Genomic DNA, 24550 nt, shown 5'->3' on the forward strand with positions numbered 1-24550 from the left:
CAACCATCTGTCGCCGGACGGCCATGACGCCGGACCGGGCGGGGTACCTCACGAAGCAGGACGGCAGCGACGGCTCCGCAGGCAGCCGCACAGGATGCGTCGCCCAGGTTGCCGGAATGTGTTGGTGGGCCCTGCAATCGCTCGCTTACCCACAGCCACCCTCGCCGCATGCGCCAATCCCCAGATGGCGCCCGAATTCCCAAGCATATTGCCGGAGGAAAACACCAGTGCTTGGGTCCGCTTCGTGCTGGACCGCAACATGTAGTGGCAGCACGAGGAAAGCAAACTACGCCCGGGGGTTGCGGCTGTCAACCGGATTGACAGGATTTTTTCTGCCGTCCGTCACACCGGCCGGGCATGAGCAGTAGGGGCCGGGCGGATGAACTTCATTGCCGGTTTAGGGGTCGATGCGCAGACTCATTCAGCTTGGAAGGCCGCCCTGCCAAGGCCGGCCGACCTCTTCTTTCCCTGCCCGACACGACGCCTACCGGACATGAAACGATCGCTGCGCCCGTTCCCGACCCTGATGGCCCTGACCGCGGCCGCCGCCTTTGGTGGCTTTGCCGCCACCGGACTGAATGACCTGATGCAGAAACCGGCCCTGGCCGCGCCGCCGGCCGCGGCGGTGCCCGCGGCCGCCGCGCTGCCGGCGTCAGTCAACGGCCAGTCGCTGCCGTCGCTGGCACCGATGCTGAAGCAGGTCACCCCGGCGGTGGTCAGCGTGTACAGCCGGCAGACGGTGCGGGTGGCCAGCCCGCTGGGGCCGCTGGCGGACGATCCGTTCTTCCGCCGCTTCTTCGGCATCCCCGACATGCCGCGCGAACGGGTGGAGCGCGCGCTGGGCTCGGGCGTGATCGTCGATGCCGCCAACGGCTACGTGCTGACCAACCACCACGTGATCGAGAACTCCGACGGCGTGTCGGTCACGCTGAGCGACGGCCGCACGCTGGAAGCGGAGTTCATCGGCTCGGACCCGGACACCGACGTGGCGCTGATCCGCATCCCGGCCGGCAACCTGACCGCCATCCCGCTGGCCGACAGCGACCAGCTGCAGGTGGGTGACTTCGTGGTGGCGATGGGCAACCCGTACGGACTGGGCCAGACGGTCACCTCGGGCATCGTGTCGGCGGTGGGCCGCAGCGGGATTCCGGTGGCGGGCTTCCAGAACTTCATCCAGACCGACGCGTCGATCAATCCGGGCAATTCCGGCGGCGCGCTGGTCAACCTGCAGGGCCAGTTGGTGGGCATCAATACCGCCAGCTTTAATCCGCGCGGCAGCATGGCCGGCAACATCGGCCTGGGCTTCGCCATTCCGATCAACCTGGCGCGCAACATCAAGGACCAGCTGGTCGCCAACAACGGCGTGGTCCGCCGCGGCACGCTGGGGGTGGAATCGCAGGACGTGGACGAGCGCATGGCGCGGGGCCTGGGCCTGGACGTGCCGCGTGGCGCGCTGGTGGCGCGGGTGTACCCCGGCTCGGCGGCGGCGGCGGCCGGCGTGCAGGCCGGCGACGTGGTGCTGGCCGCCAATGGCCAGCGCGTGGACAACCGCGCGGCGCTGCACAACTTCGAAGGCCTGCAGCCGGTGGGCAGCCGCGTGACGCTGGACGTGCGCCGCGACGGCAAGCCGCTGCAGCTGGTGGCCACGCTGAAGGAAGGCGTGCGCGATGCCGACGGCGCCACGCTGGACCCGCGCCTGACCGGGGCGTCGTTCAAGGAACTGGATGAGGCGTCGCGGCAGGTGCTGCGCAGCATGGTGCGTAGCCAGGGCGGCATCCAGGTGAGCAACGTGGCGCGCAACAGCCGGGCCTGGAACAGTGGCCTGCGCCCGGGCGACCTGGTGATCGCCGGCAGCAATGGCGAGTTCGCCGACCTGGCCGGCTTCCGCGCCAGCTTCGAACGCAAGCCGGAGCAACTGGTGCTGCAGATCCTGCGCGGACGCAGCAGCGGCCGCCTGCTGATGCAGTGATATGACGCGGAACGGGCATAACAGCCCGTTCACCGCGTTGCTTTAGAGTGGCACCATCCCTCACCCGCAGGAGAGCACGATGAGCACCCCCACTTCCACCGATGCGCTGAAGTCCAACCTGAGCGAAGCCGGTTCGCACCTGAAGTCGGCCGCTTCGGCCGCCAGCGAAGCGATCAAGGGCGCGGCCAGCGCGGCCGGCGACGAGCTGAAGCTCGGCAAGGCCAACGTGAAATCCGAACTGGCCGACGGTGCGCTGTCGGGCCTGGCGGCCGCCGAGGCCGGCGGTGGCGCCGCGCGCGAACAGATGGACGTACTGATGGACAAGGGCCGCGACCTGGTCGACAGCGCGGCGGAACTGATCCGCGAGCGTCCGCTGACCTCGTTCGGCGTGGCCTTCGCCGCCGGCTGGATCATCGCCAAGCTGGCACGCGGCAGTAGCGACAAGTAATCCGCCCACGCCGTGAGCGACGCCCCGCGCGATCCCACTTCGCCTGACGACGAGCGTCCGGCCCCCCCGGGGCTGGACGAGACGCTCCGCGTGGTCGGCGGCGCAGGACGCGAGGCCTACCGCTCCGCGAAGGACACCGGCCGGGCGTTCCGTGCGCTGATGTCAGCCGACTTCGCGCTGGCGCGCAGTGCGTTCGGCCGCGGGCTGGCCTGGGCGTGCGTGGCGATCATCTTCGGTGCCTCGGGCTGGCTGCTGGTCACCGGCGCGATGATCGCGCTGATGCAGCGGTCCGGCTTCTCGTGGCTGCAGTCGTTGTCGCTGGCGGCGTTCCTCAGCCTGGTGGTGACGGTGTTCGCCGCCTGGAAGGTGGGACGCTACTTCGACTACACCGGCATGCATGCGACGCGTCGCCAGCTGTCGCGGATGGGACTGTTCGAAGAGGACGAGATCGTCGAGGACGATCCGCCGCCCGGCACCGCGCACGACCCGCGCGCCGCCGACCACGGAGGCGCGTGATGCGCTTCGAACGCCTGCTCGACAACGTGCAACGCGCCGAACAGCGGGTCGAGCGCCGCGCCGTGCACACGCAGGTGCAGTGGACGACGTTGAAGGCCGCGTGGCGCGCCGGCTGGACGCCGGGCCGCATCGTCATCGCCGGGCTGGTCAGCGGTTTCGTGGTGGGGCGTGCGGAACCGCTGGGCGCGTTGACGGGTGCGCGCTGGATGCAGATGTTCGCGGCGGTCTCCAGCCTGATGGCCAGCACGCAGGCGGCCAGCGCCGCCGAGCAGGCCGAACAGGCCGCCGATACCGCGCAGGATGCGCAGGCCCACGCCGAAGGCGACTATTACGCCGGCGAGGAGCCCGCGGTGGAGCAGGCCTTCGACGAGGACGAGGTGGTCGTCACCGCCCCGCGCCCGGCGGAAGCGGCGACCGAGCTGTCCGAGCGCTGACCGGCCGCCGCGCATTCGCGCCGGCATCGTGGCGACTCACGCCTTCCGCACAATCGGTGTGGTCATAATCGCCCACCTTCCGCGTACAGGCAGTCCATGAGTATTCCGTCCGCTCCCGACGACCTGCTGCCCGACGACATCCAACCGCTGCCCGACCCCACCGCACAGCCCCCGCGCCCGCGCGCTTCGATGCCGCTGATGGTGCTGGCGGTGCTGGCGGTGGGCTACACCCTGTGGGCGGCGCAGGACGTGGTACTGCCGGTGCTGCTGGCGATGTTCTTCGCGCTGGTGGGCAACCCGATCATCCGCGTGCTGCGCCGGCTGTACGTGCCGCGCTTCGTGGGCGCGCTGATCGTGCTGGTCGGCGGGATGACCGTGGCCGGGTTGCTGGCGAACAAGATGCTGCCGTCGGCGATGGAATGGGCACAGCAGGCACCGCGCGAGATGCGGCAGTTGGCGCCCAAGCTGCGCGAGCTGACCAAGCCCGTGCAGGACGCGAACAAGGCGGCGGAGAGCTTCGCGCGCGCGGCGGGCGGGCAGACCGGCAAGCAACCGCAGATCGTGCACACCGAGGAAGACCCGTATCGCAAGCTGCTGGCGACGCCGCGCGTGGTGGCCTCGCTGCTGGCGGTGGTGCTGCTGACGTTCTTCTTCATGGTCTATGGCGAGAACCTGCAACGCAACGCGATCGCGCTGTTGCCCGGACGGCAGCAGAAGAAGTTCACGGTGGACATCCTGCAGTCGATCGAGCGCGAGGTCTCGCGCTACGTGCTGACCATCAGCGTGATCAACACGGTGGTGGGCCTGGTGTTCTCCGCGGCGCTGTACCTGCTGGGCCTGCCGCTGGCCGAGGCGCTGCTGTGGGGCACGATGGCGGCGCTGCTGAACTTCGCGCCCTACGTGGGCCCGCTGATCGGGATGGTGGCGATGCTGCTGGTGGGGTTCATCAGTTTCGAGGAGCCGTTCCAGTCGATGTTGCCGGCCATCGTCTACCTGGTGCTGCACACGATCGAGGGGCAGATCGTCACGCCGATCATCCTGGGCCGGCGGATGGCGCTGTCGCCGCTGGTGCTGATCCTGGCGCTGATGCTGTTCGGTTGGCTGTGGGGCATCGTGGGGCTGTTGCTGGCGGTGCCGTTGCTGGTGTGCGTGAAGCTGGTGCTGGCGCGGGTGGAGGGCATGGAGGGGTGGGCGCGGTTGCTGGAGTGAATCCTGCGTTCTTGAGCCATCTTCCTGCGGTTGTGGTGAGGGGCACCGAGTCAGCCAACCCCGATAAGCCGGCGTTCTGACAACATCCGCGACTGACTGAAAACGCCCACCTGCGATGAACCGGTTGCGTGCATCTTCCGGTGTGTCTGCTTTAGGTCACGCATGGTGCCGCTCGCCGCGGGGGCCCTACTTTCTTTGCTTGTGCAAAGAAAGTAGGCAAAGAAACACACCCCAGGCGGCACGCCCTCCGCGCTGCGCGCTCCGGGTCCGCGAGCGGGCCGGGAATTTTCGTAAGGCACATCCTGTGCCATACGAAAACGCCGCCATCCATGGCGGCGCCCTTCGGGTTTTACCCGGCCCACTCGCCGTGCCTCAAGGGAGCCCAAAGGCAAGAGCAAAAACCAAGCCCGCTCACGATGTTTCGCGTGCGGCTCCTGGGGCCCTTGAGGTCCGGCAGTCCCGGCGGGTAAAACCCCAACGGGGCGGCGCACAGGACGTGCGCCGTTTTCGTATGGGCCAGGATGGCCCTTACGAAAATTCCCGCCGGGACTGCGCACCCGCCGCTTTGCGGCGGGCGGACCGCCGGGGTGTGCTTTCTTTTGCCTACTTTTCTTTGCACAAGCAAAGAAAAGTAGGGCCCCGCGGCGAGCGCGCCATGCTGGCGTACTAAAACAACCATCCCGCCAGGCCCAAGACCCTAAAGCGACGATGCGCCCTTGGACACGCTCAAGGTCCGCACAGGCGGGCTTCGTCACCCCCAACCCCTCTCTCCCACAGGACTTCCTTCGGTCGCCGCAGGGAAATGGGCTCGATCCGCGCCGGATGAGGGGCAAAGCGGGACTGGGGTGTAAAATCGCCTCGATGAGCTTTCCTGTCCGCGCCATCACCCTCGACCTCGACGACACCCTGTGGCCGTTCGCCCCCATCGGCGCGCGCATCGAACGCGTGCTCGACGACTGGCTGCGCGAACACAGCCCCGCCACCGCCTCCATGTTCCCGGTCGAACGCATGCGCGCCCTGCGCGATGAGGTGTTCGGCAACCACCCGCAGCTGGTCCATGACCTCAGCGCCCTGCGGCGCATGACCCTGCAGCGCGCACTGCAGGAAAGTGGCGCCGACATGGCCCTGCTGGAACCGGCCTACGAGACCTTCTACGCCGCCCGCAACCAGGTGGAGTACTACCCCGACAGCCTCGACGCGTTGCAGCGCATCGCCGCGCGCCTGCCGATCGCCGCGGTGACCAACGGCAATGCCGACCTGCAGCGGATCGGGCTGGACCACCTGTTTGCCCACAAGATCCACTCCCGCGAGCACGGCGCGGCCAAGCCCGAGGCGAGCATCTTCCATGCCGCCTGCGACCTGCTGGGCGTGCCACCTGCCGAAGTGCTGCATGTGGGGGACCACATCGAGATGGATGTGGTGGGTGCCTTGCGCGCCGGCCTGCGCAGCTGCTGGATCAACCGGCCCGAGGATCACCACGGGCAAGCGCGCGCCTGGCCGCATGACGCACTCCGCCCGGACCTGGAATTCGACACCCTGACCGCACTGGCCGACTGGCTGGACGCGCACCCTTCTTTCGCCACGGAACACGCCGCCGCATGACTGCCGCCCTCGCCTACACCGATTCCTCCGCCAATGCGCGCCCGTTGCATGTGCTGGAACGCACGCAGCTGGCCGGCTGGCGCGCGACGCAGTCGCCGGCGGTCAATGCCTGGCTCGACGCGCAGAATTTCACGGCGGCGCCGGGTTCGCTGCTGCTGCTGCCGGGCGACGCCGGGCTGGCGGGTGCGGTGATGGGCATCGGCGATCCGCTCGACGCGTATTCGTACGGACATGCACCGTTCGGCCTGCCGGCAGGCGACTGGCAGCTGGCCACCGACCTGCCCGGCGACGCACGCACGGCATTGCAGCTCGGCTGGGGCCTGGGCAGCTACCGGTTCGACCGCTACAAGACCCCGCCGCGCAAGCCTGCGCGCCTGGTGCTGGTGCAGGCCGAAGCCGAAGCCCTGGACCTGCTGGCCGCCAGCGTGCGCGTGCGCGACCTGGTCAACACGCCGACCGAGCACATGGGCCCGGATGACCTGGAAGCCACCACGCGCGAGCTGGCGCAGCTGCATGGCGCCGAGGTCGAGGTGATCGCCGGCGATGCGCTGCTGGCGCAGAACTTCCCCGCCATCCACGCCGTCGGCCGCGCCTCGCACCGTGCACCGCGCCTGATCGCGCTGCGCTGGGGCGATGCCGCGCATCCGCATGTCGCGCTGGTCGGCAAGGGCGTGTGCTTCGACACCGGCGGGCTGGACATCAAGCCGGCCGACGGCATGCGCAACATGAAGAAGGACATGGGCGGTGCCGCGCATGCCATCGCGCTGGCACAGCTGGTGATGGCGCGCCGGCTGCCGGTGCGGCTGACGCTGCTGGTGCCTGCGGTGGAGAACAGCATCGGTCCGAATGCGTTCCGTCCCGGCGAAGTGATCGCCACCCGCAAGGGCGTCAGCGTGGAAATCGACAACACCGACGCCGAAGGCCGCGTGATCCTGTGCGATGCGCTCACCTATGCCGGCGAGCAGTCCCCCGAGCTGCTGCTGGATTTCGCCACGCTCACTGGCGCGGCGCGCATCGCGCTGGGGCCGGACCTGCCGGCGCTGTTCGCCAACGACGACGCGCTGGCCCACGACTGGATCAGCGCCGGCGAGCGCACGCGCGACCCGGTGTGGCGCATGCCGTTGTGGCGCCCCTACCTGCGCTACCTGACCAGCGGCATCGCCGACCTGGCCAACGCAGGCTCGCGCATGGCTGGCGCCGTCACCGCCGCGCTGTACCTGGAGCGCTTCGTGCCGGAAGGCATGAAGTGGGCGCACCTGGACGTGTATGCCTGGAACGACAGCGACCGCGCCGGTCGCCCCGCCGGCGGCGAAGCGCTGGCCCTGCGCAGTGCCTACGCGATGCTGAAGGCGCGTTACGGCGGTTGACCAAAGGTGTCGTGCGTTGTGGGAGCGACATCCCGGGATCTCCTACAACCACCCCCGCTGCCGCGCCAGCCGGTAGGCTTCGATGCGGTTGGCGACACCCAGCTTGCCGATGGCTTCGGACAGGTAGTTGCGCACGGTGCCCTGCGACAGGTTGAGCTGCCGGGCGATGTCGCCGGCGGACTGCCCTTCCCCGGCCAGCCGCAGCACCTGGCGCTCGCGGTCGTTGAGCGGGTCGGCATCGGACCAGGCTTCCACCGCCAGCTGCGGATCGATGGCGCGGCCACCGCGATGCACCTTGCGCAGCGCCTCCGCGAGGTCCTCGGCGGGTGCATCCTTCAGCAGGTAACCCGACACGCCGGCATCCAGCGCGCGGCGCAGGAAGCCGCTGCGCGCGAACGTGGTGACGATGACCACCTTGCACGGCAGTTCCTGCCGCTGGATGCGCTGGGCCAGTTCCAGACCGGTCAGGCCGGGCATTTCGATGTCAGTGACCAGCAGGTCGGGCTTCAGGCGCTGCAGTTCGCGCCAGGCGGCCTCGCCGTCCGCAGCGGCGCCGACCACCTCGATGTCGTCTTCCATGCCCAGCAACGCGGACAGCGCGCCGCGCACCATGGCCTGGTCTTCAGCAAGCAGCACGCGGATCATCGGAAGGCCGGAACGGGAAGGTCGGCAACACGCTAGCAAATCAGACCGGGGAAGTGGAACGCGCGTTGTCGGAGCGACGTGAGTCGCGAGTGCAGGCCCCAAGCCATGTACCCCTCAGCACCCCTGACCCTTCTTTCTTGCGATCGCGACTTACGTCGCTCCCACGCTACGCTTCACGACGTGCTGTTCGTCGGGCGCCTCTGCGCCATCCGCCGATGGCAGCGGCAGCGTGATCTCGACGCACGTGCCCTGGCGGAGCGTGGAATCGATGCGCAGGCGACCGCCACGCGATTCCACCCGCTCGCGCATGCCGGTCAGTCCGTTGCCGGGCACGGTGGCGCTGCCCACGCCGTTGTCGCGGATGCGCAGCTGCACGTGGTCGGCGGTCGAGGCCAGGATCACCTCGGCAAGGGTGGCGCGTGCATGGCGCTGGATGTTGGTCACCGCCTCGCGCAGGGCGAGGGCGAGGACGGTCTCGAGGTCAGGCGGTACCACCACCTCCCGGGCTTCGTAGCGCAGCGTGACGCCGTCCGATTCCAGCAGCAGCTTCGCCGATGCCAGTTCCGCCGCCAGGCCGGCCGCGCGGATGCCGGTCACGGCGCGCCTGACCTGTGCCAGCGCATCGCGGGCGACGCGGCTGACTTCGATGATCTCGTTGCGCGCGGCTTGCGGGTCGCGCTCGATCAGGCGCCCGGCCAAGTCGGACTTCAGCGCCACCAGCGACAGCGTGTGGCCGAGCAGGTCGTGCAGGTCGCGGCCGATGCGCTCGCGTTCGGCCAGCGCGGCCAGGCGGCGGACTTCATCGTGCGAAAGCTTGAGTTCGGCGCGCTTGCGCACGGTCTCGGCCTGGAAATAGTTGCCGCTGAACACCGCGACCGACACGATGGCCGTCACCGCCGGCACGAACGCCGGGAACACGAGCCATGCCGCCATCGCGCAGTACGCGGCCAGCAGCAGCGCCAGCGCGCCCAGCCGCGTCCACATCGAGCCCGGCAGCAGTGCGGCGAACGCGGCGGCGTAGATCACGTACGTGTTGGAGAACGCGTTGAACGGCATCAGGCCGTAGCCCAGCGCGGCGATGCCCAGCGTGCACAGCACCCGCGTCATCGCGCTGCCGCGGTACGCAAGGAAGTACATCGGCAGGAACACCGCGATCGACACCAGCGTGGGCCACAGGTACCAGCGCACGCCCTCGCCCCAGTCGGCGTTCGACGGCACCAGCACGGGTACGAACAGGAACAGCAGGTAGCCCAGCAGCAGCAGCGGCATCCAGCCCAGCCCCAGGGCCTCGGGCACCAAGCGGTCGCGCAACCGGGTGAGCACGCGCATCAGCGATGAGGAAGGCAGGTGCATGGACGGCTCCTTGTGGCGGTGCGACGGTTCAGCGCGACAGTCGGCGCTGCGCCCAGGCGAAGAAGACCACGGTCACCAGCGTCAGCACGCCGACATGCAGCAGCATCGGCTTGCCTGCGTCCATGCCGACGCCCTTCAGGGCCAGTTGCGCCAGATGATACGCCGGCCACGCGGGGGCCAAGTGCTGCAGTACCGGAGGCAGCATCGACAGCGGCACCCACAGGCCGGACAGGAACGCCATCGGCAGGTACACCAGGTTGACCAGCGCCGGCGCGCCGCGACCCCCGATCAGGCTGCCCAGCCAGAGGCCCAGCGCGCTGAAGGGCAGCACGCCCAGCAGCACCACGACGGCCAGCCACGCCCATTGCGAGGCCGACAGGCGCACGCCGGCGAACGTCACCGCCAGGAGTGCCAGCAACGCCAGGATGATCGCGCCGAACAGCAGCGCCATTGCCATCTTCGCCACCAGGTAGGCGCCCATCGGCATCGGCTGCGCGCGCTTGAGCGTCAGCAGCCCCTGGTCGCGATCCATCGCCACGGTCACGCCGAAGCCGAACAGCGCCACGCCCATCACGCCGAACACGGCATAGCCCGCCAGCATGTACTGCGCGGCACTGGGGCCGCCCTTGCCCCCCAGCAGCACGCCGAACAGCAGGTAGAACACCGGCGGGAACAACAGGCATGGCAGCGAGAACGACGGCGTGCGCAGCAGGCGCAGGAATTCATAGCGCGCTTCCAGCAGGTAGGCGCGCCATGGGGAGTACGTGGAGATCGTCAGGGTGTTCATCAGGCAGCCTCGGCCAGGGGAGAGGAGCGGGTCAGATGGATGAAGGCATCGGCCAGGCCGGCGCGCTGCACTTCCAGTTCGGACAGCGCCGGGTCTTCGTCCAGCAGGCGGCGCACGACCGGTTCCGCGTGGTCCGCGACGATCTCCAGCCGTTCGCCGACGTGGCGCGCGTCCTGCACGCCCGGCCAAGCCGATACGGTGGCTGCCGGCAGCGACGACAGGCAGCCGATGCGTCGCTGCGAAACGCGCGCGCGGACCTGCGCGACGCTGCCTTCGGCGACCACGCGGCCCTGGTTCACCACCACCACGCGGTCGGCGAGTGCCTCGGCCTCTTCCAGGTAATGGGTGGTCAGCAGCACCGCGCATCCCTGCGCCACCAGCTCGCGGATCGCCTTCCACAAGCCTTGGCGCGCTTCGATGTCCAGGCCGGTGGTGGGCTCGTCGAGGAACAGCAGCTGCGGGCGCCCGCACACCGCCAGCGCGAACTGCACACGGCGCTGCTGGCCACCGGAGAGCTGGCCGTAGCGGCGCTCCATCAGACCGTCCAGTCCCGCCAGCGCCACGCAGTCGGCCACGCTGCGCGGCTCCGGGTAGTAACTGCGGGTCAGTTCGATCAGCTCACGCACCTTCAGCGTGTCCTGGATGCCGGCCGACTGCAGCATCACGCCGATGCGCCGGCGCGCCTCCAGCAGGCGCGGCGACATGCCGAACAGCTCCGCACGTCCTGCATCGGGGCATTGCAGCCCCAATAGCAGGCTGATGGCCGTGGTCTTGCCGGCACCGTTGGGGCCCAGCAGTGCCAGCACCTGTCCGGCCGGCACCTCCAGGTCCAGCGCATCCAGCGCGCGGGTCTTGCCGTAGTGGTGCCGGACGCCGCGCAGGCGCGCCAGGACAGGGGTGGGAGCGACTGCGTTCATGCCGATGCCTCGTGATGGGTGTGGCCACGATAGGCAGCACGCGGGGCCGTGATCAGTGGCGCCCCTCATGCGAATCGGATGACAGGTGTCACTTGGCTGCGGCATTGCCCGCGGGCAACCTGTGCATCGTGCCGCCCGCTGCCGCCGACGGCGTGGGGCATAAAGTGACTTCCGGCAACTAGGCTCGGTTACCCTACCCGGTCACACTTTCCCGCATTCACCGTCTGGATACGCGATGAACTCTTCTGCTGACCTGTTGAAGGAACTCCGCATCGACCGCAAGGCGCCGCCACCGGAGCCGACGTCCCGGCGTGGCCTGTGGATCGGCCTGGGCATCGCCGCGGCCGTCGTGCTGGCGGTCGGCGCATGGGTGCTGCTGGGCAGAGAGAAGGCCATCGAAGTACGGACGGCACCGGTCGCGGCGCTGGGCAACGGCAATGCCGCCGCCACGGTGCTTGATGCATCGGGCTACGTGGTGGCGCGCCGCATGGCCACCGTGTCGGCCAAGATCACCGGCAAGGTCCGCGAAGTCCTGATCGAGGAAGGCATGAAGGTCGAAGCGGGCCAGGTGATGGCCACGCTTGATCCGGTCGACGCGGATGCGGGCCGTGCGCTGTCGCAGGCGCAGGTCGAGGCCGCGCGCTCGCAGGTGGCCAACGTGCAGGCGCAACTGACGGAGGCCGAGGCCAATGCGCGTCGCCTGTCCTCGCTGGTGCAGCAACAGCTGGTTGCACGCGCGCAATACGACCAGGCCGTCGCCACGCGCGACGCCCTGCGCGCGCAGCTGCAGGCCGCCCAGCGCAACGTCAGCGTCGCCAACCGCAACCTGGCGATTTCCGACAACGGCGTGGACAACACCATTGTCCGTGCCCCCTTCGCCGGCGTGGTGATCGCCAAGGCCGCGCAGCCGGGCGAGATCGTCTCGCCGCTGGCCACCGGTGGCTTCACCCGCACCGGCATCGGCACCATCGTCGACATGGATTCGCTGGAAGTGGAGGTGGAGGTCAACGAGTCCTTCATCGGCCGCGTGCAGCCGAAGATGCCCATCCAGGCCACGTTGAACGCGTATCCGGAGTGGCAGATCCCCGGCGAGGTGATCGCCATCATCCCCACCGCCGACCGCAGCAAGGCGACGGTGAAGGTGCGCGTGGCGCTGAACGTGAAGGATCCGCGCGTGGTGCCGGACATGGGTGTGCGCGTGAGCTTCCTGGAGTCGGCCAAGCCGCAGGCCACGCAGGCGCCGAAGGGCGTGCGCGCGCCCGCCGCCGCCGTCAGCGAACGCGACGGCGCACAGGTCGCCTTCGTGGTCGGCGACGACGACACGGTCGAACAGCGCACGCTGAAGGTTGGCGGCAAGCTGGGCGACGACGACCTCCAGGTCACCGACGGCCTGGTGGCCGGCGAGACCGTCGTCATCGACGCCCCGGCCGAACTGAAGGACGGCGCCAAGGTGAAGCTGGCCGAAGACGCCGAATAAGACCCACCGAAACGGCGCGCGTGAGGAAACCCACGCCGCGACGAATCACCGGGTTTGCTGTTGTATTTCAGCGCTTTGCTTGAACGGGCCCCATTAGGTACGGCAAGCGGAGCGGGTAAAACCCGCAGGGCGGCGCACAGGACGTGCGCCGTTTCCGGATGACACAGGATGTGTCTTCCGGAAATTCTCGTTCCGGTTGCGGACCCTGCGCGCTTGGCGTGCAGGGCGTGCCGCCTGGGGTGTGCTTTCTTTGGTCCTTTCTTTGCACAAGCAAAGAAAGGACGCCCCGCGGCGAGCGCGTGGAAATCGATCGTCACCCGCATTTGATTCACAACCCGCGTCAATCACGCCCGCGAACAATCGCCAACGTGTCGATAACCGCCTCCCCGCTTCGTCGTACGGAAAGACTTCGCACCAACGCCCATCAGGTCAGAACCCGCCCTGATTGCCCGCAATGCTCACCGTCCCGCGCACACCATTCCCGAACACCACCGAAGGAAAACGCCCCATGTCCTCCCTGGTCTCCCTCCGCAACCTCACCAAGACCTACCAGCGCGGCCCCGAAAAGGTGCAGGTGCTGCACGGCATCGACCTGGACATCCCGCACGGCGACTTCGTCGCCCTGATGGGCCCGTCCGGTTCCGGCAAGACCACGCTGCTCAACCTGATCGGCGGCCTGGACACGCCCAGCGGCGGCGAGATCGAGATCGAAGGCCAGCGCATCGACCGCATGAACGATGCCCAGCTCGCCCAATGGCGCAGCCACCACGTCGGCTTCGTCTTCCAGTTCTACAACCTGATGCCCACGCTGACCGCGCAGAAGAACGTCGAACTGCCGCTGCTGCTGACCAAGCTGGGCGCCAGCCAGCGCAAGCGCAACGCCGAGATCGCCCTGCAGCTGGTGGGCCTGGCCGAACGCGGCTCGCACCGGCCGAACGAACTTTCCGGCGGCCAGCAGCAGCGCGTGGCGATCGCCCGCGCCATCGTCTCCGACCCCACGTTCCTGATCTGCGACGAGCCCACCGGCGACCTGGACCGTCATTCGGCGGAGGAAATCCTCAACCTGCTGCAGATGCTCAACAAGGAACACGGCAAGACCATCATCATGGTCACCCATGACCCGAAGGCGGCCGAGTACGCCACCCACACCATCCACCTGGACAAGGGCGAGCTGGCCGATACCCCGGCAGCGCACTGACGGAGGCGGTCATGAAATATTTCTCGTTGATATGGGCCGCGCTGTTCCGCAGCAAGACGCGTACCGCGCTGACGCTGCTGTCGGTGGTGGCGGCGTTCCTGCTGTTCGGGCTGCTCGACTCGGTGCGCGTAGCATTCACGTCCGGTGGCGGCGTTGCCGGCGCGGATCGCCTGGTGGTGTCGTCGCGGCTGTCGCTGACGCAGATGCTGCCGCTGAACCTGGAGCAGAAGATCGCGTCCACCCCCGGGGTCAAGAAGGTGGCCTACGCCGCGTGGTTCGGCGGCATCTACAAGGACCCGAAGAACTTCTTCCCCAACTTCTCCGTCAGCGACAACTACCTGTCGCTGTACCCGGAGTACGTGGTGGACGACGCGCAGATGAAGGCCTGGCAGAACGACCGCACCGGTGCGATCGTCGGCGAGTCGCTGGCGAAGAAGTTCGGCTGGAAAGTGGGTGACACCATCCCGCTGCAGGCCACCATCTTTCCGCAGAAGGATGGCAGCAACGCCTGGCCGCTGACACTGCGCGGCACCTTCGTGGTCGCCGATGACAAGAAGAAGGGCGAAGAAAACCAGCTGCTGTTCCACTGGAAGTACTTCGACGAGGCCAACCAGTACGTCAACGGCCAGGTCGGCTGGTACATGGTGAAGCTGGACAACGTGGACCACGCCACGCGCGTGGCGAAGGCCATCGATGCGATCTCGGAGAACTCGGACCGGGAAACCAAATCGCAGACGGAACAGGCATTCAACCAGTCCTTCCTCAAGCAGTTCGCCGACATCGGCTTCATCGTCACCGCCATCATGGGCGCGGTGTTCTTCACCCTGCTGCTGCTGACCGGCAACACGATGGCGCAGGCCGTGCGCGACCGCGTACCGGAGCTGGCCATCCTGAAGACGCTGGGCTTCACCAATGGCAGCGTGCTGGCGCTGGTCCTGGCCGAATCGGTACTGCTGGTGATGCTGGGCGGCCTGGTCGGCATGGGCCTGGCCGCCGTCCTGGTCCCGATCCTGGGCGCGCTGACCGGCGGTGCGCTGCCGGTCGGCGCGATTCCGATCGAAACCTGGGCCGTGGGTCTCGCGCTGATGCTGGGCATCGGGCTGGTGGTGGGGGCATTGCCCTCGCTGCGGGCGATGCGCCTGAAGATCGTCGATGCACTGGCTGGCCGCTGAGGAGACCACGTCATGAAGAAGAATTTCTGGATCGGCAATCTGATCGCCGTGGTCTGCATCGCGCTGGGGCTGATCGGCTGGATCATGCTGCCCTGGCAAGGGGTACTGGGTGCGGTCGTGCTGCTGGTGCTCTGGCTGGGCTTCACGCGCACCGGCCGGGTCGCACTGGCGGCCACGAAGATCGGCATCGCCAGCCTGCCGCAGCGCTGGGGTGCGTCGTCGGTGATCATCGTCGGCATCGCCGGCGTGGTCGGCGTGCTGGTGGCCATGCTGGCGATGGGCGCAGGCTTCGAGGCCACGCTCAAGCAGACCGGCAACGACACCACGGCCATCCTGCTGCGCGGCGGTTCGCAGGCGGAAACCAATTCCGTCATCACCCGCGACCAGTCGCCGCTGATCGGCAGCCTGCCCGGCATCCGCAAGGATGCGCAGGGTCGTGCGGTGATCTCGGCGGAACTGTCGCAGGTGGTCAACCTGCCCACGGCCAGCACGGGTGAGGATGCCAACGCCCAGTTCCGCGGCGTCAGCGATGCGGCGTGGGCCATCCGCCCGAACATCAAGATCATCGAGGGTCGCAAGTTCAACGTCGGCGTGCGCGAGATCGTGGTCGGCCAGGGCGCGAAAGGCCAGTACCGCGGCCTGGACGTGGGCAAGACCATCACGCTGGGCAACCAGGACTGGACGGTGGTGGGCGTGTTCGCTGCCGGCGATGCCTTCGACTCGGAACTGTGGACGGACATCGAGACGCTGTCCTCGGCTTACGACCGCCGTGCCTACCAGTCCATCACGGTGGGGCTGGACGGCAAGGACGGCTTCAGCCAGTTGAAGACGGCGCTGGAAAACGACCCGCGCCTCAAGCTGGATGTACAGACCACGCAGGACTACTACTCCAAGCAGACACGCCAGCTGACCACGATCATCAAATGGCTGAGCATCGTCATCGGCGCCATCATGGCCATCGGCGCGGTGTTCGGCGCACTGAACACCATGTACGCCGCCGTCGCCGGGCGTGCGCGGGAAATCGCCACGATGCGCGCGATCGGTTTCCGCGGGTTGCCGGTGGTGATGGCGGTGATGCTGGAGACCATGCTGCTGGCGCTGCTGGGTGGCGTGCTGGGCGGACTGATCGCCTGGGCCATCTTCAACGGCTACAGCGTGGCGACACTGGGATCGAACTTCAGCCAGGTGGTGTTCCAGTTCAAGGTCACGCCGGAACTGCTGTGGAGCGGGCTGAAGTGGGCGTTGGGCATCGGCCTGGTGGGCGGCCTTTTCCCCGCGCTGCGCGCCGCACGTCTGCCGATCACGCAGGCCCTGCGCGCGATCTGATCGTCCAACGTGCGTCATCATGGAAGGGCCGGACATGTCCGGCCCTTCTTCGTTCCACCGGCGAGCGGATGCGTTACGCGTTGCTCCCGGAGGCTGAAGGGTCCAGCCAGCCTTGCGCGATGGCATGTGCGACATTGGCCGGCGTATCCAGGTCATGCGCCAGTCCTGGCGCGTCGTGCCACGCCAGGCCGTCCTGCGGCAGCGCGTTGAGGATGTCGCGGAAACCGCGGTCGCCGCGCAGGCTGTGGGCGGTGCGCAGCACCGACGGCGACAGCACCACGGGAATGCCGGGCCGATCTTGATGCCGCGTGACGGCGCAGCCCGATGTGGCCGACGCTGCCGACGACAGCAGCGCCAGCAGGTCCGACGCCGCCAGCAGCGGCTGGTCGCAGCCGACGATCAACGTGGGCGCGTCATGGCGTGCGAGTGCACAGGCCGCGATGCGCAGGCTGCTGGCCAGGCCTTCCTGCCATTCGGTGTTCACCAGCAGCTCGACAGGCAGGTCTTCCACCGCCGCGTGGATGTCGTCCACGCGTGCCCCCCCGATCACCAGCACGCGCGATGCACCGGACTCCAGCACGAGCCGCGTGGTGCGACGGACCAGGGTCTCGCCGTGGCGCATCAACAGCTGCTTGGGCTGACCCAGTCGTACGCTGCCGCCCGCCGCCAGCACCACGGCGGCATGCGCAGGCCTCATGACGCCTCGCCGGAATGCCACGCCTGCAGCTGCGCGGCGATGCTCAGCACGATGGCTTCAGGCCCCTGCCCGCCCAGCTTCAGGCCGATGGGGGAACGCAGGCGCGTTGCCAGCGTGTCATGCAGTCGCGCCGGGATGACGCGCAGAAGGTCTTCACGACGACGCACCGGGCCAAGCAGGCCGATGAAGGGCACCGCGCTTTCCGCCAGGGCCACCAGTGCTTCGCGGTCGTGTTCGAAATGATGGTGCATCACCAGCGCGGCATCGGGCAGAGGATGCAGCGCCTGCAGCGCGTCCTCGGGGGAATGCATCAGCCACGCGTCGGCGATGTCGGTGTCGGGAATCCAGCGCGCGCGACGCTCCACCACACTGACATGCCAGCCGAGTTGCCGCAGCCATTCCACCAGCAATGCGGTTTCCGGGCCCGCACCGAAGATCGCCACGCGCGGCGGCGACGGCACGGAGATCCGGCTGTCGCCTTCAGGCGCCGCATCGGAAGACAGCGTCCGCAACGACCATGCCAAGCGCAGGCCACCGACCACCGCCTCCACGTTGCCGTCGCCCGAGATCGTCAACGCGAGGGTCCCGTCGCCCCGCCACCAGGCCTGCACCACCTGCGACCATCCCGGCAGAAGGTCGAGCGGCAGCAGCGCCAGCCGCAGGCGGCCCCGGCATCCGACGGCCGAACCCGACAGCAGGACATCGTCGTCGCGGGTATCGATGTCCATCCAGTCGATGCCACCGTGCTCGGCGGCATGCCGTGCACGCTTGCCGATTTCAGGCTCCAGGCAGCCGCCACTGAGCCAACCGACCTGCTGCCCGTCGCTTCCGAACAGCACCATCGCGCCCGGTCGTTCGTAGGTGGAACCCTCGGTCGCCACCACCACGGCCAGCGCCGCACGGCACGCGTCGTCGCTGGCGCGCGCGGAGGCTTCGAGCAGATGGCGATGGGCCGACATGGCACCACGATGGCGCAAGCACGAGGCGATTGGCAACCCGTGGTGCATTGCTGCCGACCCGACGGTGACCGGCGCGGGCGTGCGCGCAAATCCTGCAGGATCAGGCAAGCATCGGCGAGCGCGGGTGATTGGCAAGCGTCATCTTCTGGTAGTACTGTCACTCCCTCCCAAGCCGACGCCAGGGGAAGATGATGAAGCTGCACGTCAACGGTTCCGAGCGCGACGTCGATGCGCCACCGGACATGCCACTGCTCTGGGTCCTGCGCGACCTAATGAATCTCACCGGCACCAAGTTCGGCTGCGGCATCGCCCAGTGCGGCGCGTGCACGGTGCATATCGACGGGGCGCCACTGCGCGCCTGCGTCACGCCGGTCTCGGCGGTGGCGGGGAAGAAGATCACCACCATCGAAGGCCTGTCCGCCGATGGCTCGCATCCCGTGCAGAAGGCATGGGCCGAGCTCGACGTCGTGCAGTGCGGCTACTGCCAGTCCGGCCAGATCATGTCCGCGGTGGCGCTGCTGGCCAAGGTGCCGACGCCGTCCGATACCGATATCGACCAGGCCCTGTCCGGCAACATCTGCCGTTGCGGCACGTATCCGCGCATCCGCGCGGCGGTGCACCACGCGGCCAAGCTCGGCAAGGGCTGACACGTTCCCGCATCGTCCTCTCCGGCCGTCACCGGCCGCATCGTTCAACGGAGTACCGCCGTGGACAACACGCCTTCCGCTTCGCGTCGCCAGTTCCTGAAAACCAGCGCCGTCCTCGGCGGCGGCCTGGTGATCGGCTTCGTGGTGCCGCTCGCCAACCGGCTCGCCAACGCACAGACCGGCGCCGGCGCCGGCGCTGCGGTCGCCGCGCCGTTCGCACCCAATGCCTTCCTGCGCATCGCCGCGGACGACAGCGTCACCGTGCTGCTCGCGCATTCGGAAATGGGCCAGGGCGTCTGGACCACCTTGCCGATGCTGATCGCCGAGGAACTGGACGCCGACTGGTCCAGGATGAAGGTGGAACATGCGCCCGCCGCGCCGGCGTATTTCAATCCCGTGTTCCGCATGCAGGGCACGGGGGGTTCCACCTCCACATGGTCGGCGTTCGACCGCTACCGGCAGGCCGGCGCCGCCGCGCGCGCGATGCTGCTGCAGGCGGCGTCAGAGCGGCTCGGCGTGCCGGTGGCCGAACTGCGCACCGAGAACGGCGCCGTCGTGGCGGGCACGCAGCGGCTGCGCTACGGCGAACTCGCCGATGCCGCCGGCAAGCTGACGGCGCCCGACCCGGCCAAACTGGTGCTGAAGGAACCCAAGGACTGGCGGATCATCGGCAAGCCCACCAAGCGCCTGGACACGCCTGAAAAAATCACCGGCCGCGCGAAGTTCGGCATGGACGTGCAGTTCGACGGCCTGCTGACCGCCGTGGTCGCACGCAGTCCGGTGTTCGGCGGCAAGGTGAAGTCGTTCCTCGCCACTGCGACCAAGGCGGTGCCGGGGGTACGCGACGTGGTGCAGGTGCCTACCGGTGTGGCCGTCATTGCCGACCATTACTGGGCGGCGAAGCTGGGACGTGATGCGCTGCAGGTGGTGTGGGAAGCCGGCGATGGCGCCACGCTCGACAGCGCGGCGTTGCGCACCCAGTTCATCGAGCTGGCCGCCAAGCCCGGCACCCAGGTCGCCAAGGCCGGTGATGCGGCCGGTGCCGTGGGCAAGGCCGCCAAGCAGATCGACGCGACTTACGCCGTTCCCTACCTGGCGCATGCGCCGATGGAGCCGTTGAACTGCACGGTGAAGATCACCGCCGACCGCTGCGACATCTGGACCGGCACGCAGTTCCAGACCATCGACCAGATGCAGGGCGCCGCGGTCACCGGCTTGAAGCCGGAGCAGGTGTTCGTGCACACGATGTTCCTGGGCGGCGCTTTCGGCCGCCGCGCCACGCCGACGTCCGACTTCGTCACCGAAGCGCTGCACGTGGCCAAGGCGGCCGGTGCACCGGTGAAGACGGTATGGTCGCGCGAGGACGATACGCGCGGCGGTTACTACCGTTCTGCCTTCGTCCATCGCGCGCGGGTCGGCCTTGCCGAGGACGGCACGCCGCAGGCGCTGGAACACGTGATCGTCGGCCAGTCGCTGGCCGCCGGCACGCCGCTGGAACCCATGCTGGTGCACAACGGCGTCGACCACACCTCGACCGAAGGCGTGGGGGATTCGCCGTACTTGGCGTCATTTCCCAACCATCACGTCAGCCTGCACTCACCGGTCACGCCGATACCCGTGCTGTGGTGGCGCTCCGTCGGCCACAGCCATACCGGCTTCGTGATGGAGTCGCTGGTGGACGAGATGGCCCACGCCACCGGCAAGGATCCGCTGGAGTACCGGCGGACCCTGCTGAAGGACCAGCCGCGCCACCTGGCCGCGCTCAACCTGGCGGCCGAGAAAGCCGGCTGGGGCACGCCACTGCCGAAGGGACGCGCGCGGGGGATCGCCGTGCATGCGTCGTTTGGCAGCTACTGCGCGCACGTGGCGGAAGTTTCGGTGGAGAACAACGCCATCCGCGTGCACCGCGTGGTCTGCGCGGTGGACTGCGGGCCCGCGGTGAACCCCGAGATGATTGCCGCACAGATGGAATCGGCGGTTGCATTCGGCCTGAGCGCCGCGCTGCATGGCAAGCTGACGTTGTCGGAAGGACGGGTGCTGGAGTCCAACTACCACGACTATCCCGTGCTGCGACTCAACGAGATGCCGGCGGTGGAAACACACATCGTGCCCAGCACCGAAAAGATGGGCGGCATCGGTGAGACCGGCGTTCCCCCCGTCGCCCCGGCCGTGGCCAACGCGGTGTTCGCGCTCACCGGCCAGCGGCTGCGTGAGCTGCCGTTGCAACTTTCCACCACCACGCCGGCCGCCGCGCCGACGGCCGCCTGAGGAGCCCGCCATGCGCATCGCACTGACGTTGACCGCGCTCCTGCTGCTCACCGCCTGCAGCCCCCGCATCAGCGAGGAGCAGAAGGCACAGGCCCTCACCGCCTTCGCCACGGTGGAAAAGGTCTTCCAGCACCCGCGCTGCAGCAACTGCCACATTCCGGGCGACCAGCCGCTGCAGTTCGACAGCCAGACGCCGCATGCGATGAACGTCGTGCGCGGCCCGGAAGGCAAGGGCGCGCCCGGTCTTCCCTGCGCCACCTGCCACGCCGAATCGAATCCGCCCGCCACCTACGGCCCGCATGCGCCGCCGGGAGCACCGCACTGGTCGCTGCCGCCGCCCGACCACAAGATGGCCTGGATCGGCCTGCCGGCTGCCGAGCTGTGCGCGATGATCCAGGACAAGAAGCGCAACGGCGGCCGCGACTTCGCCGCGCTCACCAAGCACGTGGCCGAAGACAAGCTGGTGCTGTGGGGCTGGAATCCCGGCGGCGAGCGCGCGCCGGTGCCGGTACCGCACGACCAGTTCGTGGCGGCGTTCAAGACCTGGGCCGATGCAGGGGGTCCCTGCCCCGCACCGGGAACCAGCGTCGCCAAGGGTGATGCCGGCGGTTGACCCGCACGCGCGTGAGGCGCCGGTACGCAGGATGCGTCGGCGCTACGCGGCGGGCACCACGACCCGGTTGCGCGAACGCCACAGGCCATCGCTGGCGAAGATCAGCAGGCCCAGCCAGATGGCGGCGAAACCGATCATGCGCTCCGGGCCGAACGCTTCCTTGAACACCAGCACGCCGATCAGCAGCTGGATGGTCGGGGCGATGTACTGCAGCAGGCCGACGATCGACAGCGGGATGCGGCGCACGCCGTAGGCGAATCCGATCAGCGGCACCGCCGTCACCACGCCGCCGAACACCAGCAGCAGGTCGTTCTTCCAGCCGAAGCCGTGCACGAATCCACCGCCGTGGCCCAGTTCGCCCCACACCACGAACGCCAGCGCGGGCAGGACCAGATAGGCGCTTTCCACGCCCAGCCCGGCCACCGGGTCGACCGAGATCAGCTTGCGCACCAGCCCGTAGAGGCCGAACGAGAATGCCAGGCCCAGCGCGATCCACGGCGGCGAGCCCGACTGCAGCGTCAGCCACGCCACGCCCAGCAGGGCGAACGCCACCGCCACCCATTGCGCGGGCGACAGGCGTTCGCGCAGCACCAATACGCCCAGCACCACGTTGATCAGCGGATTGATGAAATACCCCAGGCTGGTTTCCACCACGTGCCCGGCATTCACCGCCCAGATGTAGAGGCCCCAGTTGAACGCGATCAGCAGGCTGCTGATGCCCAGCAGGGGCAAGGCGCGCGGCTGCGCGCTGATTTGCCGCCACCAGGAAGGGCCGTTCTTCAACAGCAGCCAACCCAGCACCAGCACGGCGCTCCAGACGATGCGGTGCGCGATGATCTGCAGCGACGGCACCGCCTTCAGCAGATGCCAGTACAACGGCACCACGCCCCACAGGAAGAACGTGCCGGCGGTGATCGCCAGGCCCTTGCGGTCGATCGCCGCGGGATTCATGCGGTCTTCCTCGCACGCGCCAGCGTGATGATCACCACGCCCGCCAGGATCACGCCCATCGCCCCCAGGTCATGCGAGGTGAAGGTCTCCTTGCCGATCCATGCGCCCAGCGCCACCGCGATGACCGGATTGACGTAGGCATAGCTGCCTACCAGTACCGGCCGCGCATGGTGCAGCAGCCAGACGTAGGCGGTGAACGCGATGATGGAACCGAACACCGCCAGGTAGGCCACCGCCAGCGCGCCCTGCAGCGTCCAGTCGGCGACGTTGAAACGCTCGCCATGCAACGCGCCGGCCACCATCAGCATCACGCCCGCCGCCAGCATCTGCGCGGCGGCCGTCATGAAGGGCGACGGCAGGTCGCGCCCACGCGACCACACCGAACCGTAGGCCCAGGCGATGGGTGCGATCAACAGCAGCACCAGGCCCACCGGCGAGCCGGTCAGCGAACTGCCCGCGTTGAGCCAGACCACGCCGCCGAAGCCGACGATGATGCCCAGCCATTCGCCACGCGTGGCGTGCTGCCCGCGCAGCGCGCCGAACAGGCCCATCCACAACGGCATCGAGGCCACGGCCACGGCCGCCAAGCCCGAGGAGACGGTCTCTTCCGCCAGCACCACCATGCCGTTGCCCATCAGCAACAGCAGCGCGCCCATCACCAGCAGGTTCTTCCACTGTGCGCGCGTCGGCGCCGCCACGCCGCGCCAGCTGAGGAACGCGAACAGCACCGCGCCTGCCACCACGAAGCGGCTGCCGGACACCATCAGCAACGGCGGGAAGCCGCCTTCCAGCGCGAAGCGGATGCCCAGGTACGTCGAGCCCCACACCAGGTACACGATGGCCAGGGCGGCAGCGACGGCAAGACCGCCACGCGCGGGCGCGGCAGCGGCGGAAACGGAGGAGGTCATGGGGAGTGGGGTATGCGGTGTGGAGTAATTCTAGGCCAGCCAAGGGCAGCGGGCGTGACCGGGATGTCCGCGGGAACTTGAAACCTTTCCGGCCCGGCTTGAATCCCCCTCAAGGCTCGGCGCCCGTTCCGGCGGTCAGCCGCGCTCGCGCTCCAGCAGTTGCTGCTTGCGTGGCAGGCCCCAGCGATAACCGCCCAACGAGCCATCGACGCGGATCACGCGATGGCACGGCACCACGACGGCGATGCGGTTGTGCGCGCAGGCGCTGGCCACGGCACGCGCCGCGCGCGGCGCGCCCAACTGCTCGGCCAGCCCGGCATAGCTGACGGTGTCGCCGACCGGAATCTTCATCAAGGCCTGCCATACCCGTTGCTGGAAGCTGGTACCGATCAGGTCCACCGGCACGTCGCTTTCCAGCCCGGCGAGGCGGTCGGCCACCGCACGCAGTCGTGGCGCGAGGAACTCGTCGCTGCCAGCCTCTACGCGTTCCACCTGCGCCCGCGGGAATTCGGCGCGCAACCGCTGCTCCAGTCCGGTCTCGTCATCGCCCAGCTCGATCGCGCAGATGCCGCGCTCGGTGGTCGCGACCAGCGCCTTGCCCAGCACGGTCTCCACCATGCCCCAGCGGATCTGCACGCCGCGCCCGCCCGCGCGGTAGGTGGCGGGCGTCATGCCGAGTTTCGCCGAACTCTGCTCGTAGACACGCGACGGCGAACCATAACCGGCGTCGTACAGCGCCGTGGTCACGTCGCGGCCCTCGCGCAGGGCCGACTTGAGCGCACCCAGTTTCTTCTGCGCCAGGTATTCGGCCGGACTCAGGCCATAACGTGCACGGAAACGCCGCTGCAGGTGCGAGGCACTAAGTCCCGTCTGCAAGGCGAGTTCGTTCAAGGTGGGTTCTCCCGCGTCGAGCAGGTCGCGGGCACGCGCCAGCGCATCGCGACCCGAGGGGTCGCGCGGCGCATCGGCAGGGGGGCGGGGAGAGCGGTGCGGCATCGTGTTCATGCGCCCATCGTAGGCCGCGATGCCGGCGCCAGCTATCCGGATCTTGCGCGTCGGCCGGTCGTCAGTACGACCGGCCTGCACG

The 24550-nt window shown here is 68.5% G+C and carries 23 protein-coding genes; 14 read left to right on the forward strand and 9 right to left on the reverse strand.

Annotated features, from left to right (window positions below; translation table 11 throughout):
- Positions 1–505: 505 nt before the first annotated feature.
- From OVA13_RS11400 to OVA13_RS11430, 7 genes are all read left to right on the forward strand, one after another.
- Entirely contained in the window at positions 506–1969 is a 1464-nt protein-coding gene (locus OVA13_RS11400; RefSeq protein WP_267793516.1) for a Do family serine endopeptidase, read from the forward strand.
- A gap of 79 nt (positions 1970–2048) precedes the next feature.
- Complete coding sequence (locus OVA13_RS11405) at positions 2049–2417, forward strand: hypothetical protein (RefSeq protein WP_267790599.1); 369 nt, start codon at positions 2049–2051, stop codon at positions 2415–2417.
- A gap of 12 nt (positions 2418–2429) precedes the next feature.
- On the forward strand, positions 2430–2933 hold the full coding sequence (locus OVA13_RS11410) for a phage holin family protein (protein WP_267790600.1): 504 nt from the start codon (positions 2430–2432) through the stop codon (positions 2931–2933).
- Entirely contained in the window at positions 2933–3367 is a 435-nt protein-coding gene (locus OVA13_RS11415) for a hypothetical protein (protein ID WP_267790601.1), read from the forward strand. The genes OVA13_RS11410 and OVA13_RS11415 overlap by 1 nt, the downstream gene beginning before the upstream one ends.
- A gap of 96 nt (positions 3368–3463) precedes the next feature.
- Positions 3464–4576, forward strand: a complete 1113-nt coding sequence (locus tag OVA13_RS11420; RefSeq protein ID WP_267790602.1) for an AI-2E family transporter — start codon at positions 3464–3466, stop codon at positions 4574–4576.
- 861 nt (positions 4577–5437) lie between these two features.
- Complete coding sequence (locus OVA13_RS11425; RefSeq protein ID WP_267790603.1) at positions 5438–6178, forward strand: HAD family hydrolase; 741 nt, start codon at positions 5438–5440, stop codon at positions 6176–6178.
- The gene (locus OVA13_RS11430) at positions 6175–7545 is read left to right on the forward strand and encodes a leucyl aminopeptidase family protein (protein WP_267790604.1); all 1371 of its coding nucleotides are present in this window, start codon (positions 6175–6177) and stop codon (positions 7543–7545) included. Before OVA13_RS11425 ends, OVA13_RS11430 begins: the two co-directional genes overlap by 4 nt.
- Before the next feature lie 42 nt (positions 7546–7587).
- On the opposite strand, the gene OVA13_RS11435 is transcribed toward OVA13_RS11430, so the two are convergent.
- The 4 genes from OVA13_RS11435 to OVA13_RS11450 all read right to left on the reverse strand — a co-directional run bounded on the left by OVA13_RS11435 (position 7588) and on the right by OVA13_RS11450 (position 11247).
- Positions 7588–8190: a response regulator transcription factor gene (locus OVA13_RS11435; RefSeq protein WP_267790605.1), complete on the reverse strand. Its 603-nt coding sequence runs from the start codon at positions 8188–8190 to the stop codon at positions 7588–7590.
- Positions 8191–8340: 150 nt separating this feature from the next.
- Positions 8341–9543, reverse strand: a complete 1203-nt coding sequence (locus OVA13_RS11440; RefSeq protein ID WP_267790606.1) for a sensor histidine kinase — start codon at positions 9541–9543, stop codon at positions 8341–8343.
- A gap of 28 nt (positions 9544–9571) precedes the next feature.
- Positions 9572–10330, reverse strand: coding sequence for an ABC transporter permease (locus OVA13_RS11445; RefSeq protein ID WP_267790607.1), 759 nt, complete (start codon positions 10328–10330; stop codon positions 9572–9574).
- Entirely contained in the window at positions 10330–11247 is a 918-nt protein-coding gene (locus OVA13_RS11450) for an ABC transporter ATP-binding protein (protein ID WP_267790608.1), read from the reverse strand. Before OVA13_RS11450 ends, OVA13_RS11445 begins: the two co-directional genes overlap by 1 nt.
- Positions 11248–11482: 235 nt before the next feature.
- Between OVA13_RS11450 and OVA13_RS11455 the strand changes: the two genes are divergently transcribed.
- The 4 genes from OVA13_RS11455 to OVA13_RS11470 all read left to right on the forward strand — a co-directional run bounded on the left by OVA13_RS11455 (position 11483) and on the right by OVA13_RS11470 (position 16420).
- Positions 11483–12724 carry an efflux RND transporter periplasmic adaptor subunit gene (locus tag OVA13_RS11455; RefSeq protein ID WP_267790609.1) on the forward strand — a complete coding sequence of 414 codons (1242 nt, stop codon included), beginning with the start codon at positions 11483–11485 and terminating at the stop codon, positions 12722–12724.
- 508 nt (positions 12725–13232) lie between these two features.
- Positions 13233–13922, forward strand: a complete 690-nt coding sequence (locus OVA13_RS11460; RefSeq protein WP_192202251.1) for an ABC transporter ATP-binding protein — start codon at positions 13233–13235, stop codon at positions 13920–13922.
- An 11-nt stretch (positions 13923–13933) separates the two neighbouring features.
- The gene (locus tag OVA13_RS11465; RefSeq protein ID WP_267790610.1) at positions 13934–15094 is read left to right on the forward strand and encodes an ABC transporter permease; all 1161 of its coding nucleotides are present in this window, start codon (positions 13934–13936) and stop codon (positions 15092–15094) included.
- Between the two features lie 12 nt (positions 15095–15106).
- Complete coding sequence (locus OVA13_RS11470) at positions 15107–16420, forward strand: ABC transporter permease (RefSeq protein ID WP_267790611.1); 1314 nt, start codon at positions 15107–15109, stop codon at positions 16418–16420.
- A gap of 73 nt (positions 16421–16493) precedes the next feature.
- On the opposite strand, the gene OVA13_RS11475 is transcribed toward OVA13_RS11470, so the two are convergent.
- Both OVA13_RS11475 and OVA13_RS11480 read right to left on the reverse strand, forming a co-directional pair.
- Positions 16494–17117: a nucleotidyltransferase family protein gene (locus OVA13_RS11475; RefSeq protein ID WP_267790612.1), complete on the reverse strand. Its 624-nt coding sequence runs from the start codon at positions 17115–17117 to the stop codon at positions 16494–16496.
- Positions 17114–18076: an XdhC family protein gene (locus OVA13_RS11480; protein WP_267790613.1), complete on the reverse strand. Its 963-nt coding sequence runs from the start codon at positions 18074–18076 to the stop codon at positions 17114–17116. Before OVA13_RS11480 ends, OVA13_RS11475 begins: the two co-directional genes overlap by 4 nt.
- Before the next feature lie 188 nt (positions 18077–18264).
- On the opposite strand from OVA13_RS11480, the gene OVA13_RS11485 reads away from it, so the two are divergent.
- From OVA13_RS11485 to OVA13_RS11495, 3 genes are read left to right on the forward strand one after another with little or no spacing between them, the layout of a single operon-like run.
- Positions 18265–18723, forward strand: a complete 459-nt coding sequence (locus OVA13_RS11485) for a (2Fe-2S)-binding protein (protein WP_267790614.1) — start codon at positions 18265–18267, stop codon at positions 18721–18723.
- A 60-nt stretch (positions 18724–18783) separates the two neighbouring features.
- Positions 18784–20991: a xanthine dehydrogenase family protein molybdopterin-binding subunit gene (locus tag OVA13_RS11490; RefSeq protein ID WP_267790615.1), complete on the forward strand. Its 2208-nt coding sequence runs from the start codon at positions 18784–18786 to the stop codon at positions 20989–20991.
- 10 nt (positions 20992–21001) lie between these two features.
- On the forward strand, positions 21002–21604 hold the full coding sequence (locus tag OVA13_RS11495) for a hypothetical protein (protein ID WP_267790616.1): 603 nt from the start codon (positions 21002–21004) through the stop codon (positions 21602–21604).
- Between the two features lie 42 nt (positions 21605–21646).
- On the opposite strand, the gene rarD is transcribed toward OVA13_RS11495, so the two are convergent.
- The 3 genes from rarD to OVA13_RS11510 form a co-directional block, all read right to left on the reverse strand.
- The gene (gene rarD / locus OVA13_RS11500; RefSeq protein ID WP_267790617.1) at positions 21647–22555 is read right to left on the reverse strand and encodes an EamA family transporter RarD; all 909 of its coding nucleotides are present in this window, start codon (positions 22553–22555) and stop codon (positions 21647–21649) included.
- A complete protein-coding gene (gene yedA, locus OVA13_RS11505; RefSeq protein WP_267790618.1) occupies positions 22552–23463 on the reverse strand; it encodes a drug/metabolite exporter YedA in 912 nt (303 codons plus the stop codon). Before yedA ends, rarD begins: the two co-directional genes overlap by 4 nt.
- Positions 23464–23598: 135 nt before the next feature.
- The gene (locus OVA13_RS11510) at positions 23599–24468 is read right to left on the reverse strand and encodes a bifunctional transcriptional activator/DNA repair enzyme AdaA (protein ID WP_267790619.1); all 870 of its coding nucleotides are present in this window, start codon (positions 24466–24468) and stop codon (positions 23599–23601) included.
- Between the last annotated feature and the right edge of the window lie 82 nt (positions 24469–24550).

The sequence above is a fragment of the Pseudoxanthomonas sp. SL93 genome (assembly GCF_026625825.1).
Lineage (GTDB): Bacteria > Pseudomonadota > Gammaproteobacteria > Xanthomonadales > Xanthomonadaceae > Pseudoxanthomonas_A.

What these genes read in the sequence shown, in the direction of transcription:
- OVA13_RS11450 (WP_267790608.1), bottom strand. Translation starts at nt 11,247, where the DNA reads ATGAACGCAGTCGCTCCCACCCCTGTCCTGGCGCGCCTGCGCGGCGTC.
- OVA13_RS11440 (WP_267790606.1), bottom strand. Translation starts at nt 9,543, where the DNA reads ATGCACCTGCCTTCCTCATCGCTGATGCGCGTGCTCACCCGGTTGCGC.
- OVA13_RS11415 (WP_267790601.1), top strand. Translation starts at nt 2,933, where the DNA reads ATGCGCTTCGAACGCCTGCTCGACAACGTGCAACGCGCCGAACAGCGG.
- OVA13_RS11470 (WP_267790611.1), top strand. Translation starts at nt 15,107, where the DNA reads ATGAAGAAGAATTTCTGGATCGGCAATCTGATCGCCGTGGTCTGCATC.
- OVA13_RS11460 (WP_192202251.1), top strand. Translation starts at nt 13,233, where the DNA reads ATGTCCTCCCTGGTCTCCCTCCGCAACCTCACCAAGACCTACCAGCGC.
- OVA13_RS11475 (WP_267790612.1), bottom strand. Translation starts at nt 17,117, where the DNA reads ATGAGGCCTGCGCATGCCGCCGTGGTGCTGGCGGCGGGCGGCAGCGTA.
- OVA13_RS11465 (WP_267790610.1), top strand. Translation starts at nt 13,934, where the DNA reads ATGAAATATTTCTCGTTGATATGGGCCGCGCTGTTCCGCAGCAAGACG.
- OVA13_RS11445 (WP_267790607.1), bottom strand. Translation starts at nt 10,330, where the DNA reads ATGAACACCCTGACGATCTCCACGTACTCCCCATGGCGCGCCTACCTG.
- OVA13_RS11480 (WP_267790613.1), bottom strand. Translation starts at nt 18,076, where the DNA reads ATGTCGGCCCATCGCCATCTGCTCGAAGCCTCCGCGCGCGCCAGCGAC.
- rarD (WP_267790617.1), bottom strand. Translation starts at nt 22,555, where the DNA reads ATGAATCCCGCGGCGATCGACCGCAAGGGCCTGGCGATCACCGCCGGC.
- OVA13_RS11405 (WP_267790599.1), top strand. Translation starts at nt 2,049, where the DNA reads ATGAGCACCCCCACTTCCACCGATGCGCTGAAGTCCAACCTGAGCGAA.
- OVA13_RS11495 (WP_267790616.1), top strand. Translation starts at nt 21,002, where the DNA reads ATGCGCATCGCACTGACGTTGACCGCGCTCCTGCTGCTCACCGCCTGC.
- OVA13_RS11435 (WP_267790605.1), bottom strand. Translation starts at nt 8,190, where the DNA reads ATGATCCGCGTGCTGCTTGCTGAAGACCAGGCCATGGTGCGCGGCGCG.
- OVA13_RS11510 (WP_267790619.1), bottom strand. Translation starts at nt 24,468, where the DNA reads ATGAACACGATGCCGCACCGCTCTCCCCGCCCCCCTGCCGATGCGCCG.
- OVA13_RS11420 (WP_267790602.1), top strand. Translation starts at nt 3,464, where the DNA reads ATGAGTATTCCGTCCGCTCCCGACGACCTGCTGCCCGACGACATCCAA.
- OVA13_RS11425 (WP_267790603.1), top strand. Translation starts at nt 5,438, where the DNA reads ATGAGCTTTCCTGTCCGCGCCATCACCCTCGACCTCGACGACACCCTG.
- OVA13_RS11455 (WP_267790609.1), top strand. Translation starts at nt 11,483, where the DNA reads ATGAACTCTTCTGCTGACCTGTTGAAGGAACTCCGCATCGACCGCAAG.
- OVA13_RS11485 (WP_267790614.1), top strand. Translation starts at nt 18,265, where the DNA reads ATGATGAAGCTGCACGTCAACGGTTCCGAGCGCGACGTCGATGCGCCA.
- yedA (WP_267790618.1), bottom strand. Translation starts at nt 23,463, where the DNA reads ATGACCTCCTCCGTTTCCGCCGCTGCCGCGCCCGCGCGTGGCGGTCTT.
- OVA13_RS11430 (WP_267790604.1), top strand. Translation starts at nt 6,175, where the DNA reads ATGACTGCCGCCCTCGCCTACACCGATTCCTCCGCCAATGCGCGCCCG.